This window comes from Bacillus sp. 522_BSPC (genome assembly GCF_001076885.1).
In the GTDB taxonomy this organism is placed as follows: domain Bacteria; phylum Bacillota; class Bacilli; order Bacillales; family Cytobacillaceae; genus Niallia; species Niallia hominis.
Genome location: NZ_JVDT01000062.1, coordinates 1 through 16,278, shown reverse-complemented (window position 1 = coordinate 16,278; position 16,278 = coordinate 1). Strand labels below are relative to the sequence as shown.

At 34.0% G+C, this 16,278-nt stretch carries 16 protein-coding genes; 7 read left to right on the top strand and 9 right to left on the bottom strand.

The features are described from left to right. Positions 1-153: 153 nt before the first annotated feature. The 3 genes from ADJ83_RS04580 to ADJ83_RS04570 all read right to left on the bottom strand — a co-directional run bounded on the left by ADJ83_RS04580 (position 154) and on the right by ADJ83_RS04570 (position 4,420). Positions 154-2,259, bottom strand: coding sequence for a peptidoglycan D,D-transpeptidase FtsI family protein (locus ADJ83_RS04580; RefSeq protein ID WP_031535380.1), 2,106 nt, complete (start codon positions 2,257-2,259; stop codon positions 154-156). A 171-nt stretch (positions 2,260-2,430) separates the two neighbouring features. Continuing rightward, positions 2,431-3,648 carry an MFS transporter gene (locus ADJ83_RS04575; RefSeq protein ID WP_031535383.1) on the bottom strand — a complete coding sequence of 406 codons (1,218 nt, stop codon included), beginning with the start codon at positions 3,646-3,648 and terminating at the stop codon, positions 2,431-2,433. Positions 3,649-3,811: 163 nt separating this feature from the next. Then, positions 3,812-4,420, bottom strand: a complete 609-nt coding sequence (locus tag ADJ83_RS04570; protein WP_031535384.1) for a superoxide dismutase — start codon at positions 4,418-4,420, stop codon at positions 3,812-3,814. 572 nt (positions 4,421-4,992) lie between these two features. Between ADJ83_RS04570 and ADJ83_RS04565 the strand changes: the two genes are divergently transcribed. Further along, a complete protein-coding gene (locus ADJ83_RS04565) occupies positions 4,993-5,688 on the top strand; it encodes a Crp/Fnr family transcriptional regulator (RefSeq protein WP_031535386.1) in 696 nt (231 codons plus the stop codon). A 48-nt stretch (positions 5,689-5,736) separates the two neighbouring features. Here ADJ83_RS04565 and ADJ83_RS04560 read toward each other — a convergent pair whose 3' ends face one another. Continuing rightward, positions 5,737-6,216 (bottom strand): DUF456 domain-containing protein, encoded by a 480-nt coding sequence (locus tag ADJ83_RS04560; protein WP_031535389.1) that lies wholly within the window; start codon positions 6,214-6,216, stop codon positions 5,737-5,739. A gap of 145 nt (positions 6,217-6,361) precedes the next feature. Here ADJ83_RS04560 and ADJ83_RS04555 point away from each other — a divergent pair, with 145 nt between their 5' ends. Next, entirely contained in the window at positions 6,362-7,141 is a 780-nt protein-coding gene (locus ADJ83_RS04555; protein ID WP_031535390.1) for a DUF1189 domain-containing protein, read from the top strand. Positions 7,142-7,200: 59 nt separating this feature from the next. Here ADJ83_RS04555 and ADJ83_RS04550 read toward each other — a convergent pair whose 3' ends face one another. Continuing rightward, complete coding sequence (locus ADJ83_RS04550) at positions 7,201-8,889, bottom strand: methyl-accepting chemotaxis protein (protein WP_031535392.1); 1,689 nt, start codon at positions 8,887-8,889, stop codon at positions 7,201-7,203. Positions 8,890-9,068: 179 nt separating this feature from the next. Between ADJ83_RS04550 and ADJ83_RS04545 the strand changes: the two genes are divergently transcribed. Together ADJ83_RS04545 and ispG are read left to right on the top strand one after the other, a co-directional pair. Then, positions 9,069-9,389, top strand: coding sequence for a LysM peptidoglycan-binding domain-containing protein (locus ADJ83_RS04545; RefSeq protein WP_031535394.1), 321 nt, complete (start codon positions 9,069-9,071; stop codon positions 9,387-9,389). A 239-nt stretch (positions 9,390-9,628) separates the two neighbouring features. Beyond that, positions 9,629-10,747, top strand: a complete 1,119-nt coding sequence (gene ispG, locus ADJ83_RS04540; protein WP_192840925.1) for a flavodoxin-dependent (E)-4-hydroxy-3-methylbut-2-enyl-diphosphate synthase — start codon at positions 9,629-9,631, stop codon at positions 10,745-10,747. A 61-nt stretch (positions 10,748-10,808) separates the two neighbouring features. Here ispG and ADJ83_RS04535 read toward each other — a convergent pair whose 3' ends face one another. Next, positions 10,809-11,177: a DUF4190 domain-containing protein gene (locus tag ADJ83_RS04535; protein ID WP_031535399.1), complete on the bottom strand. Its 369-nt coding sequence runs from the start codon at positions 11,175-11,177 to the stop codon at positions 10,809-10,811. Positions 11,178-11,338: 161 nt separating this feature from the next. Between ADJ83_RS04535 and ADJ83_RS04530 the strand changes: the two genes are divergently transcribed. After that, positions 11,339-11,920 carry a 5' nucleotidase, NT5C type gene (locus ADJ83_RS04530; RefSeq protein WP_031535401.1) on the top strand — a complete coding sequence of 194 codons (582 nt, stop codon included), beginning with the start codon at positions 11,339-11,341 and terminating at the stop codon, positions 11,918-11,920. Between the two features lie 144 nt (positions 11,921-12,064). Here the strand turns inward: ADJ83_RS04530 and ADJ83_RS04525 are convergent, their stop codons facing one another. Further along, positions 12,065-12,478, bottom strand: coding sequence for a Fur family transcriptional regulator (locus ADJ83_RS04525; protein ID WP_031535403.1), 414 nt, complete (start codon positions 12,476-12,478; stop codon positions 12,065-12,067). A gap of 218 nt (positions 12,479-12,696) precedes the next feature. Between ADJ83_RS04525 and ADJ83_RS04520 the strand changes: the two genes are divergently transcribed. Next, a complete protein-coding gene (locus ADJ83_RS04520) occupies positions 12,697-12,954 on the top strand; it encodes a DUF2624 family protein (RefSeq protein WP_031535405.1) in 258 nt (85 codons plus the stop codon). 55 nt (positions 12,955-13,009) lie between these two features. On the opposite strand, the gene ADJ83_RS04515 is transcribed toward ADJ83_RS04520, so the two are convergent. Next, a complete protein-coding gene (locus ADJ83_RS04515) occupies positions 13,010-13,903 on the bottom strand; it encodes a deoxyribonuclease IV (protein WP_031535407.1) in 894 nt (297 codons plus the stop codon). Between the two features lie 21 nt (positions 13,904-13,924). Beyond that, complete coding sequence (locus ADJ83_RS04510) at positions 13,925-15,235, bottom strand: DEAD/DEAH box helicase (protein WP_031535409.1); 1,311 nt, start codon at positions 15,233-15,235, stop codon at positions 13,925-13,927. Positions 15,236-15,517: 282 nt separating this feature from the next. On the opposite strand from ADJ83_RS04510, the gene vrrA reads away from it, so the two are divergent. Next, on the top strand, positions 15,518-16,090 hold the full coding sequence (vrrA, locus tag ADJ83_RS04505) for a VrrA/YqfQ family protein (protein WP_051640904.1): 573 nt from the start codon (positions 15,518-15,520) through the stop codon (positions 16,088-16,090). Positions 16,091-16,278: the final 188 nt, after the last annotated feature.

Genomic DNA, 16,278 nt, shown 5'->3' with positions numbered 1-16,278 from the left:
TCGAGCGTCCTCCGCTCCATTACACTTCGTTTTTTAAACCTTTTTCCAAAATAATAAACGCGAATATTTATGCGGATTAACCGCATAAATATTCGCGTTTATTATTGGTTGAAATGCTTATGTCCCAGCCTCTTTTATCGTAAGTCTATTAATCTAGTCTTTTTCTTTCTTTAATTCAAAGTATTTATCCATTACACGTTTTCCGATTGTTAAGTTCGGGGAAGGACCATTATTTGTTGTATAAACCCACGGAACCATTACTGCCATTGCTACTTCTGGATTATCGGACGGGGCATATGTTATTAAACTTACATTCATAACTTGTGGTGGTTCTTCTTGCTTATTTAATGGATCATAATAAAAAGCTTCTGCGGTCCCAGTTTTTCCAGCCGGACTATAGGAAGCACCTGCAAAGACACTTCCTGTCCCTCCTGGCTGCATTACCATTCGAAAACCTTTTTGAATTTGCTCCATCCAACCAGGTTCCAAATCTAACTTATTTAATACCTTGGGTTGAATTTCCTGAACAATCGGTCCTAATTGCCCCTCTTCGCTGGATGTCTCTCTTATTTCTTTCACTAAGTGTGGCTGAATGCGATAACCACCATTTGCGATTGTTGAAATGTATTGTGCTAATTGCATATTTGTATAGGTATCATATTGTCCAATGGATAAGAACATTAAATTTGCTGGCTGATTTGGATCAATTGCTCCTTTAAAACCAGCCATTTCATTTGGCAAATCAATTCCTGTTCGCACACCTAATCCAAATTCAGAAAAAGAATTTCTTATCTTTGGGTATGCATCCAAATCAATGTTTAATGGCTGCATATAAGCATATTTTCCCTTTCCTATCATAATAGCCGTTTTAGCCATAAAAACATTGGATGATTGCTTTAAAGCAATTAAGTCATTAATATTCCCCATTGTCTTCCAGGACTTAAAAGGGTTAGAACCCTTAATTTGCATCGTTGAATCATTAATATATGTCGTACCAGGACTTAGAACCCCTTCTTTATAGCCTGTGATTACCATAGCACCTTTTACGACTGAACCCACGTTATAGGAAGTTGTAATATTCCCTAACGCAAAATCATTAACAATTTGTTTTCCTGAATCATCATCTGTTCCTAATTGTTTACCAGCCATTGTTAATATTTCCCCTGTATGAGGGTCCATTAATACAACAAATGCTCGATCTAAATACTTGGTACCAGCATAACCGTATTTCGTTTTTTTTAATTCTTCCTCAATGATTTTCTCCACTTCCAGCTGCAAATCCATATCGATGGTTAATACTAAATCATTTCCTGCAGATCCATTCGATAAAATTTCCGAGCCTACAATGTCATCTGTTTTATCTTTAATATATTTAACCTTTTTCTTTTGCCCTTTTAAAACATCTTCATATTGCTTTTCTAGATAGCTTAGTCCAACTCGATCGTTCATGCTGTATCCTTTAGCTAAATAGCTGTCTTTTTCTTCAGCTGGGACTCCTCTTTGAGAGGTGCTCACATTTCCCAAGACAGTTTTTAAAGTGGAGCCAAATTCATACTCTCTATCCCAATCTCGAAGGGTGTCTACTCCAGGTAATCTTTCTAAGTTTTCACTAATAATGGCAATTTCTTTATCGGTAACCCCTTCATTTTTTACAATATGGGGAGTATAAAAATAACCGCTTTGAAACTCTCGATATATCGCTAATGTTTCCATATCTAAATCGGTTAGTTTGTTTAAATCTGTTTCAGATATGCTATTACGCAATAGCTCATCATACGCTTTTTGATATTCCTTTTTGTCGTCTTTATACTTTGACGCAAGCTGTTTCTGATCTTCTTCTGATATCTTTGTCTTTGCTTCATCTGGATTGATTAAAATCCAATAATCTTTCTTGTCTCTTTCTGAAATCTTTTTAAGATCTTTATCGCTGTCCATTTTAATAATTTTTGCTAATTCTTCAGCCGTATCCCGCATTTCTTCTGCTGTATACTTCTTCCAATTAGTATATGTAATGGCATTCTTGCCTACATTGCTTACAATACTTTTACCTGTTCTGTCATACATTTCTCCCCTTGGAACAGAAGTGCTAATTACGACATCCTCTTTCTTTTCTACTTCATTTTTATAATCGTCTCCATACACAATCTGTACAAATCCTAATCTTAAAATAAGTGCTGAAAACAATAAAAATACCATAAAGAATATAAGGTTAACTCTTAAAGGTATTGGATTTCTCTTTTTTTTCTTTTTTTCTCCCACTTTTAAAACCCCACCATTTCCTCCAAAACTCTCCTATTTTCTATTTTAAAGGAAGATTACAGAAATTTCTATATGATTAAAGGATTTTTAAAGGAATTCTCTCTTTCTCATTCACCTTTTCACAAGAAGAAGAAGATCTGTTAACTCTATAACAGATCTTCTTTTACATAGTTAAGCTGTCTTCCATCTGATTCTTCTAGCAAAAAAATAAATCACCGAGTGTCCACTTCCTAGGATAAACAACAAGACAGGGATTACTTTATTTGGATTGAACATGCTTACACCAATTATAAAAATGAGAACGGATAAAAGCCTTCCTAGATTGAGAAACAATTCTCTTACGACTATATATTCAATTCTCATTTCTCCTGCCTTCCATCCTTTTCCGATTACGTCAAAAGTTAAACTAGTATAAGGAACAAGGATTAATGGATAAGCGATAGCTATAGTACTCGCATAAATCAATAATTTCGTGTAAGAAAAATCAAAAACGATAATAAACATCGAAAGGAATAGCATAATCCCTCCAACTAAAATGGACTTATTCCGATTCTCATTTTTGATTGTCCTCGAAACAATATAATAGGCAACAAATGAAATTCCCGAATTGATTAACCCAAATTTACCCAAAGCCAACTCACTGTCTGTCGCTATATAAACATAGACAGTTATCATAAACGCAAAGACGCCTTCTCGTAAGCCTTGAAAAAAATGAGCATTCGTTATAAGTTTCCAGTTATAATTATTTTTTCGCTCTTCCAAAATTCTTTTAAAATAATATTTGCCTTCTGCCGGCCTTCTTTTGAGAAAAAAACTAGAAATAACCGCTAGAAGAAAGAGTGCAAGAGACATTCCAAAAACAATCATATAACCTGTTGACTTTGTTAGCTGTGAGATAATATATCCCGCAATCATCGGTCCAATCATCCCAGCAACAGAATTTAATAGTCCTAAGAAGCCATTAAAGAAATCTCTAGTTTCCGGTTCGGTAACTTCAAATGTCAAAACATTGTACGCTAGCCAATAGAATCCGTTGCCAATACCAAGTATTGCCCCTAACACTAGGAGAAATGTAGATGCTTTGTCTCCAATTAATAGTACTGTCAAATAGAAAATGGTAAGGAAGGCAACACCAATTCGAAATACAATGACACGATCAATTTTCTTTGCCCATCTGCCAGCAAGTGTAAAGGTAAGTAATTGCAGCAAGATAATAGCAAGGTTATACAATCCTAAATCTCTAAATTCTCCTGACTGCTTCCATAAGAATACGTTAACGAAAGTATTAGAAAGTGCTACACTTAATGCGTACAATCCACCGGTGAGCAACAATATTTTTAAATCTTTTGTAAGCTCTACATCACCTAAAATTTTTCCTATTTTCATCATAGAAACTCCCCTTTGTTCTAGAGTAGTTTCTAACAAAATGAATATCGTTATGCATTATATATAAAAACTAACAATTATGAAAATAAGCTATAATTACTATCTTTTCCATAATAAGACAAAAAAACCTGTGAGCATAATGCCCACAGGTTTTGCTAACCTATTATTATTTAGCAGCTGAATAACGTTTAGCTACTTCATCCCAGTTAATTACATTAAAGAATGCACTAATGTATTCAGGACGACGGTTTTGGTAATTTAAGTAGTATGCATGCTCCCAAACGTCTAATCCTAAAACAGGTGTCTTACCTTCCATTAAAGGATTGTCTTGGTTTGGTGTGCTTGTTACCTCTAACTCACCGTTGTTCACAACTAGCCAAGCCCAACCTGAACCAAAACGAGTTGTAGCAGCTTTTGAGAATTCTTCTTTGAAGTTTTCAAAGCTACCAAATTTGCTGTCAATAGCAGCAGCTAAATCACCAGTTGGTTGACCGCCACCGTTTGGAGAAATTACTTCCCAGAATAAGGAATGGTTTGCGTGACCGCCACCATTGTTACGAACTGCAGTACGAGCAGCTTCTGGCACTGCATCAAGATTAGATACAAGTTCTTCCACTGTTTTAGAAAGTAATTCGCCATTTCCTTCTAGTGCGTTGTTTAAATTTGTTACATAAGTATTATGATGTTTCGTATGATGAATGTTCATCGTTTCTTTATCAATGTGAGGTTCTAATGCATCATAAGCGTAAGGTAATTGTGGTAATGAATAAGCCATGTCTAATTCCTCCTAATATTATATGTATTATTTTCTTCCTTATATTGTTTTGTCCTATTTCGACAATTTATATAAGAGAAGCTCTTTAACAATACATTATCAAATAAAGAACTTACTTTCAATCTATTTGCTTGAAAAGATTCCCTCTTTAAAATACCCATCTAAAATTACTTTTAAACAGGCAAATGCCTAGTTGTTTATAGGACGGATTGTTCTTGTCTCCTTATTCTTAAATTTGATGAAACCACTTTCACTTTATTAGTTAGAAAATAACAATCATCACTTTATATTTCTACTTAAAAATAAAGTTTTTAATTTCCACCATCCTCTAGTGATTAACATCACTCCAGTATTTATACTAATTTGTTTATTACCGCTTCTATTAGAACTCAACTTGAAATAAGTTCGATAAATTGTCATTTTTGTGTTTCTTCCTTACGAATCAACGTTTTAGAGTAGAATAGAATTCACACCATTCACACGATAACCATTTTATTCCAAATCAAGATTGACAAATATTTCACAATGTTTTTTAATCAAGAAAAGAGGAACTTTTTAAGGAGTGCTTTCTTATGAATGAAGTACAACTATCATTATATAGTTTATTGATACAACATTTCTTTGAGACTGACAAAATAGAACATATAAAAAAGGGAACTTTATTATTTCAAGAAAAAGACCCTGTTCAAAAAATTTATATTTTATTAAATGGAACTATTTCTCTTGGGAGAGTCCATGAGAAAGGAAAAGAATTCGTCATTAAGATACTCCATGATGAGGAATTGCTGTTAGAATACCAATTATTTAAACATTCCCCAAAGTATTATTTTTTTGCCAAAAGTCTTACAGATTGTGATGTTCTTGCGATTAACCGCAGTGAATTTGAAGATTTAGCTTTAAAAGATCCAATGCTCCTTATTTCTGTTACTAGTTGGTTAAGCACGGGATATCTAAAAGCACATATGAAATGCCAAGATCTTATAATGAATGGAAAAAAGGGCGGCCTATACAGCATATTAATCAGGCTATGTCATTCATTTGGAATAAAAAATAAAGAAGGGATCTTGATTGATATTCCCATCACACATCAAGAATTAGCGAACTTAACCTTCGGGACAAGAGAAGTTATTCAACGCATATTAAAAGATTTAAGAGAAAGAGAAGTCATTGAATACAGCAACCAAAAAATTACTGTAAAAAATCTTGCCTATTTAAAAAGAGCAGTCGATTGTCAAAACTGTCCTGTGGATATTTGCGGACTTAATTAATAATAGAAGAAAAGGTAAAAGCTTACCCTTACCTTTTCTTCCATTAATTTATATTTTCAAAAAGAAATACACAATCATTATCCCCTGAATAATAGCTTTCGTAACTATACTGCTGAGAAAGCCTATTAGTGAGCCTACTCCTATTTTAAGCGCATTTTTCCAATCGGTCCTACTAACGATAAGCTCTGCTAGTACGGCTCCTAGAAATGGACCTAGTAGGATGCCAATTACAGGAATGACAAAAGGTCCAACAAGCAATCCTATTGTACTTCCCCAAATCCCAGCCTTTGTACCGCCAAACTTCTTTACACCGATCCAGTTAGATACAGAATCAGCAAAGAATAATAAGGCAACAAACATCCCTTGGATAATCCAAAAAAAGACACTAAGTTCTTCAAACGAAAAGAAGACACCATATAATAGATACCCTGCTAAAATAAATAGTACACTTGGGATGATAGGATAAATCAGGCCAGCAAAAGCAATAATAAATAAAATACTGATAATAATCCAATAAATAATATCCATTACATCTCCCTTTCCTTCTAATTAGTATAGGTGTATCCTTTTAAAACTTTTACCATACTTTTTTATGCAAATCAAATGCTGAGACTTGTATCTATTAGCATGAAAAAGATACAATAGGAATGAAACTTTTGAAGGATGTGTCAGAATGAATATTTTTAAGCAGTTTTATCGAAGCCTCTATTCTCCAAAAGATATAGCAAGCTTCCGTTTTCAAGGCATAGGAAAAACCATTATTTATTTGTTGCTTTTGACTATTATTGCAGCTATACCTAATTTGTATTATTTAAGTAAGGGAATAAATGAAGCAATACATACTTTTAGTATAACAATGGAAGAAGAAGTACCTTCTTTTACAATAAGCGACAATACATTAAATGCCAAAAATCAAGATGAACCAACTATCATTGAAAAGCCTGATTTAACAATCATTCTAGATGCTTCTGGAACCTATGACCATACAAAAATTAGTACTTATGGAAATACTGTAGCGCTCTTAAAAAATGAATTTGTAATCGTAACAGCAGGACAGGCGCAGAGTTTTGAATATTCCTCATTTGGAAATATCACCCTTACAAAGGAAGAGCTAATTGATTTTATCCAAACAATGGATTCTTTAGCATATGTTTTTATCATCATTTTAGTTGTAACCTATATCTTATTTATGCTAATTTATAAAGTTCTTCAAACAATCGTACTTGCTATGTTTGGAAACTTTTTCTCGAAAATTTTCGGCAGAGCATTAACATATGCACAATGCTGGAAAATCACCGTATATAGTACAACCATTCCCGTTATTTTCTTTACTATTATGGACTGTTTACAAACCATTGTTCCAAGTGGCTATCTATTAAATTGGTTCATTAGTTTATTCCTTGTTTGTTTAGCAATTAAAGAGGTCAAGCCGGAAAAACCACTACAACCATAACACAGTAAAAAAGCAAAAACCTTACACATTGGTTTTTGCTTTTTTATTTCTTAAGAGATTTACTTTTCTTCCATCCTTATATTTTCCTCTAGTTTTGCCACTAACATCGATAGTCTAGAACTTATCTCAGCATTAACCTTGATACTATCCTGCTGTATTTCACCTATTTTTTTCATCTCATCTGAACTTGCGAGTGTTTGTTGACTAATGGAAGTAACATGTAGCGTGCTATACTCCATCTTAGGAAAAAACGCCTGTAGCTCATTTAATAAATGGTGATTATCTTTTAGCCCTTCACTTACTAAAGAAATTCCCTTCAATAGTTGATTAAAAGAGACAGTCGCTTTTTGCACTAAGTCATCACTTTTCGTAAAATTGTTTTGTATATCTTTTAAATCACTTGATGACTTTTGAATGATTTGATCCATATCAAGTGTAAACTTTCTTATATCCTCTGCTGATTTAGAAGACAAAACAGCTAATTTCTTCACCTCATTTGCTACCACAGCAAATCCCTTTCCCTGGATACCAGCTCGAGCTGCTTCAAGTGTAGCATTTAAAGCTAATAGCTTGGTTTGTTCTGCAAGTTCTTTAATATCTTCGACAACCTTTTTTATTGATAAAGCATGGTTATTAAGTAAATCATTATTACGATAAATTACGGTTACTTTATCTTGTAGCATACGTTGACTTGCAAATAAATTATTTATATTCTCTTCGCCTAGTATGGCAGAATCATTCATTTCGTCTGTATGTTCCTTTATTTTTTGACTACTTTGGTCGATTTGATCGCTTAAGCCTTTCATTTCTTGGAAAACGGTTATATTATGCTCTGAACTAATTGCCGTTTGCTCAGCGCCATTTTTCACCGTAATAATCATTTCCGATAGTGCCTCTCCACTTTCTATCATTTGCATTGCTTCTGTTTGTAAAATATCATTTGTTTTGGATAAATGTTCACTAGTTGCATGCATTTCCGATAGTACAAGCTTTAATCTTTGTATTAATAAATTATAGCTGTTAATTAACGAGTTGATTTCCGGAATCTCAGTTTTAATGGTAGAAACCTCTTCTAAATGACCATTCCTTGCTATTCGCATAATTTCTCGTAACGTTAGTAATGGGCTTACCATTGTTTTGACAAAATATCGAATAACGACAGCAATAATCAGTATACTTAATACCGAAAAAAGCAACAAACTATTTTTTAATTGATTGACATTATGTAAATATTCAGATTGGGGAATTACTAACAAATAAATCCCTCTTAGTTCTTGAATTTGTTGAAAGGCAACGGTATACGTTTCTCCATTCCATTTTGTATCCAATACGCCTGATTCTAATTCCTCTAGTTTCTGAATAAAAGAATCATCCAACTTAAATCGGGAGTTTTGACTCACTTTAAATGGTTTTACTTCCTTTTCCGATAGCAAAAAGAAAGAAGCGTTTAACCCTTCTTTGGCAAAGCTAGCATCTTGATCTCTTATTATTTGTTCCATTTTCGTTTGAAACTTCTCTTCCTGACCTACGTACATTAGCATTGTATTTTGAGCCATAACGTAAATAGTGCTTGTTTCTTTCTCTAGTCTCTCCTTCATCATTTTAACTGTCATTTTTGTAGAGCTATTAATGGAAATAAACGTTAACATCAAAATCGTAATAATAAATAATGGCAAAACAAACAGAAATAACCGATTTTGTATAGAAAGCTTTTCCTTTATCCTTTGCTTCTTTATGACTTTTGTCATTTGCTCGCCCCCTATGACTATTTTCACAGAAATTTATTAAGGGCATGTAAAGATAAAGTAATTTAATTTTTAAATTCAGGACTTTTTCCCTATACCCCTTTGCCTGAATACTTTTTTCGTTCTAATTCATAGTGGACAAGCATATAGTTTGTCTATAAATTAGTTTAGGGGGATGTAGGATGAAAAGGTTTTTTATTACCTTTGTAATTTTCGTGACAATATATGTTATTTATATCGATTTAAATGAAGGTACGCTTTCCTCTACTCAAAAACAAGAACCCTCAATAGAAGTCCAGGCATCCCCAGAAGAAGCGCCATTATTTTTTGAACAACAAGTCCAATCTGGTGATACCGTTCTTTCTATTGTAGAAGAATATTCTACTGGCGCCTTATCGGTTAGCTTGGAGACTGTTGTAAATGACTTTCAAAAACTAAATGGTGGTTTAAAACCTGAAGATATTCAAATCGGAAAATCGTATTCTTTTCCGATATATAAATAATAAACTTTAGCTTCCGCAGAAATGATAATGGTGGAAGTTTTTATTGTTTTTCTCACCTAATGAAACTTTTTCCCCGTTAAATTAGGGATTCCCAGTAAAAATGCAAAGTGATTTTTAGCAAGATTCTTGTCAATATGAATGTTTCATTGATACAATAGGTAAGGTTACAAAGAAATAAATAAAAAGCTAAATTATTTTGGCTTGTCCAATATAAAAGGAGCGAATCACCATTGAGTGAAATTATTCATCGTACAAAAACCCGACCAATTAAAGTCGGTAACTTAACCATTGGGGGAAGTAATGAATTATTTATTCAAAGCATGACCACTACCAAAACCCATGATGTTGAAGCAACAGTTGCCCAAATTAAACGCTTAGAAGAAGCTGGCTGTCAGGTTGTTCGTGTTGCATGTCCAGATGAACGTGCTGCAAATGCCATTAGCGAGATTAAAAAACAAATAAACATACCATTAGTAGTAGATATCCATTTCGATTACCGTTTAGCATTAAAAGCAATTGAAGGTGGAGCGGATAAAATCCGAATCAACCCAGGGAATATTGGGAAAAGAGAAAAAGTTGAAGCGGTTGTAAAAGCTGCAAAAGCAAAAGGGATTCCGATACGTATTGGTGTTAACGCTGGTTCTTTAGAGAAAAAGATTCTAGAGAAATACGGTTATCCAACTGCAGATGGAATGGTCGAGAGTGCCTTGCACCATATCAAAATATTAGAAGACCTTGATTTTCATGATATCATTGTATCCATGAAAGCTTCTGATGTTAACTTAGCAATTGAAGCATATGAAAAAGCAGCAAAAGCATTTGACTATCCTTTACATCTAGGCATCACTGAATCCGGTACATTATTTGCGGGAACAGTAAAAAGCGCTGCTGGTCTAGGTGCTATTTTAAGTAAAGGCATCGGAAATACTTTACGTATATCCTTAAGTGCAGATCCCGTTGAGGAGATAAAAGTTGCTCGAGAATTGTTGAAGTCATTTGGTCTTTCTTCCAATGCTGCAACATTAATTTCCTGTCCCACTTGTGGCAGAATTGAAATCGACTTGATTAGTATTGCCAACGAAGTGGAAGACTACATCTCTACGATTAAAGCACCAATTAAGGTTGCAGTTCTAGGCTGTGCAGTTAATGGACCAGGAGAAGCAAGAGAAGCGGACATTGGTATTGCTGGTGCCCGTGGCGAAGGCCTACTATTCCGTAAAGGAAAAATTGTCCGCAAGGTACCAGAGGACATAATGGTAGAGGAACTTAAGAAAGAAATCGATGCAATAGCTGAAGAGTATTTTGCGAAAAAAGCAGCTGAAGAAGCTGAAAATAAAGATACAATTAATATTCAATAAAAAGTAAGGAAAATCTAACCTCGTGATAGAGGTTAGATTTTTTTAATTCCCCATTTTTAAGTTAAAAGAACGGGGCAATAAAAATTCCAATGATAATGGAGATGGCACCAAGAGAGATAGCCCAAGTTCCAAGTGCTGATGCTCCCTTTTTTCTTGCGATGAATCCTAATACTATCCCAACAACCCCTAATATAATAGGCATTACAAATAAGGACAGGATTGATATGACTAAAGCTGTAATACCAATTCCTTTTCCACCTACTATATTCCTGTCTCGCTCAACATCGGAGGTCACTGGACGTGTATCATTAAAAGTCATTGGAGGTGTTATCTCTGCTGATGTTTCTTCCAAATAATCAACAGGTGATCCAGTTCGCTCTCTATCTTGAAAATCGTGACTGTATCCTTCATTGCTGTTTTGATCTGCCATGATGATCCCTCGCTTTCTTTAATAGGAGCATTTATTATCATCACCAAATTCTGTGTCCCTATGTCTGTAAATGATTTACATAACTTTTTAGTTCTTCCCTTTTCCTTGTCGAGTTTATTTGTTAAGCTAGATAAGAACAACTTTGAATAAAGGAGCATAAAATGAAAAAAATGCGTTTTGGAATCGATATTGATGGGACAGTAACTAGCCCTGCTACGTTTGTTCCCTTTTTAAATGAAAGCTTTCAATTGAATATTACATTAGAGGATGTTGTTCAATATGAATTTTATCCTTTAGTCAATGTTACTAACGAAGAGTTTGACAAGTGGTTTTTGGAAAATGAGGCAAGAATTTACTCGTCCTCTCCCCTAGCTGAAGGCGCAAGTGTTGTATTACAAAAATGGGCAAAGCAACATGAACTCATATTTATTAGCGCAAGAGGCGAAGGCATGCTTGAACTAACAAAACAATGGTTTGAAAATAATGGGATTAGCTTTGATCATATTGAATTAATTGGTTCTCATCATAAAATTGCGGCTGCCAAAAGAAATATGGTGGATATTTTCTTTGAAGATAAGCATGATAATGCCGTAATGCTTCATGAAGAATTAGGAATCCCAGTTATACTCTTTGATACACCATATAATAGGAAACCAATTCCTAAAGGGGTTAAACGGGTAACTACGTGGAATGAAGCGTATCAGTGGGTGGAAGAATGGGTTAAAACTCAAGTGAATCAATAAACTCCTTTACCCCTACATAACATTTATAAAGACTTATTATGAATTATTGTTAAAAAAATTTAAGTTAATATATCCTGCTTCCTTTTACAAAAACAACCTATTAAGAAAAAACGAAGCGATATCAGAATAGATATGCTTCGTTTTTTAATTTTGACATTCAGGACATTTTCCATAAATTTCAAACTTATGACCAGAAACATCGTAGCCTTTTAAACTTTCAGTAAGTTCTTCCATTGGACATGTAATAATTTCTTTCGTTTTCCCACAATCCAAGCAAATGAAATGATGGTGGTGGTGATGGTGAGAACAAGTAAAGCGAAAATGTTTTTCTCCATTTAATTCTGTCATTTCAAAAATATCCAATTCTGCAAATAATGATAAGTTTCGGTATATCGTGTCAAAACTCAAACCTGGATAATCATCCTTTAATGACTCTAATACATCTTTAGCGGTTAAATATTTATTTTCATTAGAAAATAATGCTAAGATATCTTCTCTCTTGTCTGTATGTTTATATCCTTTTTCCTTTAGGATATCAAGTGCAGTTTGCACATTCATTTTCTCCACCTCACTTCTCCCTATCCATTTTTATCAAATAAAACGAAAATTCTATAGTAATCATTACGATTTATATAACATTTAATAGTATCAAAATCAGTATACAAGAACGAATGATTGTTGTAAAGATATCACTTTCTGTACCTAAATGAGAGAAATCAAAAAAAATTAGCACATTTTTGTCTTTCCCCTCATATGTTAGAATGGGGAGTGATGACATGAAAATTTTTGAAAACATAATCAATCATAAAATTAACAACATAACCTCTACTGAACTAATGAAATACAGTAAACAGTTCAAAATTAAAATCACAAACGAAGAAGCCGTAAAGCTTGCTAATCATCTTAATGGCCGAAAAATCAATATTTTCAAGCCTAATGAACGTGCACAATTAATCAGAGAGGTCGCTAAATTAACAAGTCCTGCTACAGCAAAGGAACTAAACGAGTTATTTAACTTATTTGCAGAGCAGTAATCTACCATACTTAAGCTTTACAAAGAAATAAAAAACGCTCTGGAAGAGCGTTTTTTTAACTTTGTAAAATTTCTTCCAGTAGATTTGCATTAAATGCCTTATTTTTAATCATTTCGATTTCATGCTTATAAGGTGCTTTCTTATTCGTTTTATCTATCCCAACATATGGTGTTTCCAATATTTTCGGAACATTTTCTAGCTCGGGATGATGAACTATTTTCACCAATGCATCAAAACCGATTTGCCCATAACCGATATTTTCATGTCTATCTTTTCGAGCTCCAAGAATATTTTTACTATCATTTATATGCAATACCTTTAATTTATCAATTCCCACGATACGATCGAATTCTTCTAATACTCCATCAAAATCTTCTACAATATTGTATCCAGCATCATGTGTATGACATGTATCAAAGCATACCGATAATTTATCATTATGGGTAACACCTTCCATAATCATTGCTAATTCTTCAAAGGTACGACCACATTCAGATCCTTTTCCAGCCATTGTTTCTAGCGCTATTTGCAAGTTTTCGTTCCCAGTAAGCACTTCATTTAAGCCCTCGATAATCTTTTTTATACCAACTTCAGCACCTGCTCCTACATGTGCGCCTGGATGTAAAACAATTTGTTTGGCTCCTAGTGCTTCTGTTCTTTCTATTTCACTACGTAAGAAGTTAACGCCCAATTCAAAAGTAGCTGGGTTCGTAGTATTGGCAATATTAATAATATATGGTGCATGCACGATAATATCTTCTATGCCATTTTGCTCCATATGAAGCTGGCCAGCTGCAATATTTAAGTCTTCTATTTTCTTTCTTCTTGTATTTTGGGGTGCACCAGTATAAATCATAAAAGTATTAGCACCATAGGAGACTGCTTCTTCACTAGCTCCAAGTAACATCTTTTTCCCGCTCATTGATACATGTGAACCAATTTTCAACAATTCAAACACTCCTCTATTCCCCTATTTTTTTCTACTCTTAATTCTCTTTTCTCTCTTTTTAATTGTTTCTACTTGTTGTTGCATTTTTTTCTTATAGCCAGGTTTCACCTTTTTCGGCTTTTTAACAAGAGACTTAGCCTTTACATCAATTTCATCCACTTGCTTCTTGCGGTTTTTGCGGCGATTACGATCATCTAATTCTACCCATTCGCCCTTTTTAAGATCCATATGCTTAAATTCTACACCTAGTTTTTCCAATTGATTTAACTTATCTTCGTCTGATGTCTCATATATTGTTAAGGCAATACCCGAATAACCTGCTCTTGCAGTTCTTCCAACACGATGCACATAAAAATCTAAATCTGTTGGTAACTCATAATTAATAACATGACTGATCCCTTTAATATCAATTCCTCTTGCTGCTAAATCAGTAGCTATAATGTATTGGAATTCTAGATCTAGGATTTGTTTCATTACTTTTTTACGCTCACGAGGTGTCAAACCACCATGTATTCTTGCAACTTTAAGACCTTTGTTTGATAAGCCATTTGCAACTTCATCACACATTTGCTTTGTATTTGTAAATACAATCGCAAGATAAGGATTAAAGCTTACTAACGCTTCATATACTGTTGTAATTTTATCACGATGTCTGGAAGGAATTAGCACATGTTCTATTTTTGCGGCTGTTAATTGCTTTGGTTCGATATGAACATATGTTGGATTTTCTAAATACTTCTTTAAAAATGGCTTTAATTTCTCAGGGATTGTCGCAGAGAATACAAACATGGTTAATTCCTTTGGCATTTTTGACGCAATTTGATCAACATCTTCAATAAAGCCCATATCTAGCATAAGATCTGCTTCATCAACGATTAGAATTTTTGCAGTATGCACAAATAATGCTTGTTCTTTAACAAGATCATTAATTCTTCCAGGCGTACCTACAACAATTTGTGGCTGTGTTTTAAGCTTTTCAATCGAACGCTGTTTATCCGTACCTCCAATAAATAGGCGAGTTGTTATTGGTTGTTCGGAATGCTTAATTATTTTCAAAATTTCTTGATTAATTTGATTCGCTAATTCTCTAGTAGGTGCTGTAATAACAGCTTGTACTGCTTGTTTTTCAGCAACTATTCTCTGAACAATCGGTAAAACGTATGAATGCGTTTTACCTGTTCCAGTTTGCGATTGCCCAATTGCACTTTCCCCTTTTAAAACAAGAGGAATTACTTTCTGTTGAATTTCTGTCGGTTCGTAAAAACCTAATTCGTCAATTGCATCTATAATAAATGGTTTAAACTCGTATTGTTTAAATTGATTATTACTCATATAAAAAACTCCTTAATAGCCAGATAAATGAGTGTGCGCAGATTTGGCATTTATCTATAGCTCTTTTGTCCATCATTTTATTATAATAAAAATTTACCTAAAAGGCTATAATGTGTGCCCTTTTTATTTTTTCCAATACCATAAATCAAATATATTTTTTATCCCTAATCCTAGCATTTTACATTACATATGACACTATCCATTATTTCTTCGTAAAACCTAAACATCTTGTAAGTCTTTGCATATTCTATAAAGTAGTATAAGTGAAAGGAGGCGTTTTATATGATGCCACCAAGACCACGTGGCCCATTCCAAGGACCACCAATGGGCGGAAGAATGCCAGGAATGAGAGGACCAACTAGCTTCCCTGGAGGAGCAATGGGCCGAGCTGGAGTACCTAGCAGAGGAAGTGGCGGCGGTTTACTATCCAAACTTTTTGGAGGCGGTAATAATGCTGCAGGAGCTGCTACGAATGCAGGAGCTAGAAGTGCTGCATCTGGAGGAGGCGGGTTGCTAAAAACATTGACTAATCCTTCTTCTATTAATGGATTTTTAGCAAATTCTCAAAAATTCCTTAATACAGCAAGCCAAATTGGGCCTATGGTGAACCAATATGGACCAATGGTTAAAAATATCCCAGCTATTTGGAAAATGTACAGAGGATTAACGAGCTCAAGTAAAGAAACAGACGAATTAGAAGTATCGGAACAAACAACAGATAAAGTAAAAAGTGAAAAACCAGCAAAAAAACCAAAGAAGCAAACAAATGCAATTGATGATCAACTAGATGATTTTGAAATTGATTTAGCACCGGAAAAGCCTACAGGTGCCCCTAAGCCAAAATTATATGTGTAAGTACTTCTGACCTTACAAGCAATAACCAATAAGAGGTTTTCATACTAAAGGTTTCTTACAATACCTTTTTTAATGAATCTACATTGGCTTTCACCTTGTTTGGTCAGTATTTTTTTAAAAATTTTTATGCGGTCTTCTTTCCAGACAGTATGAGTAAAATGTTTGTGGGAGAATAAATATCCTTTTTG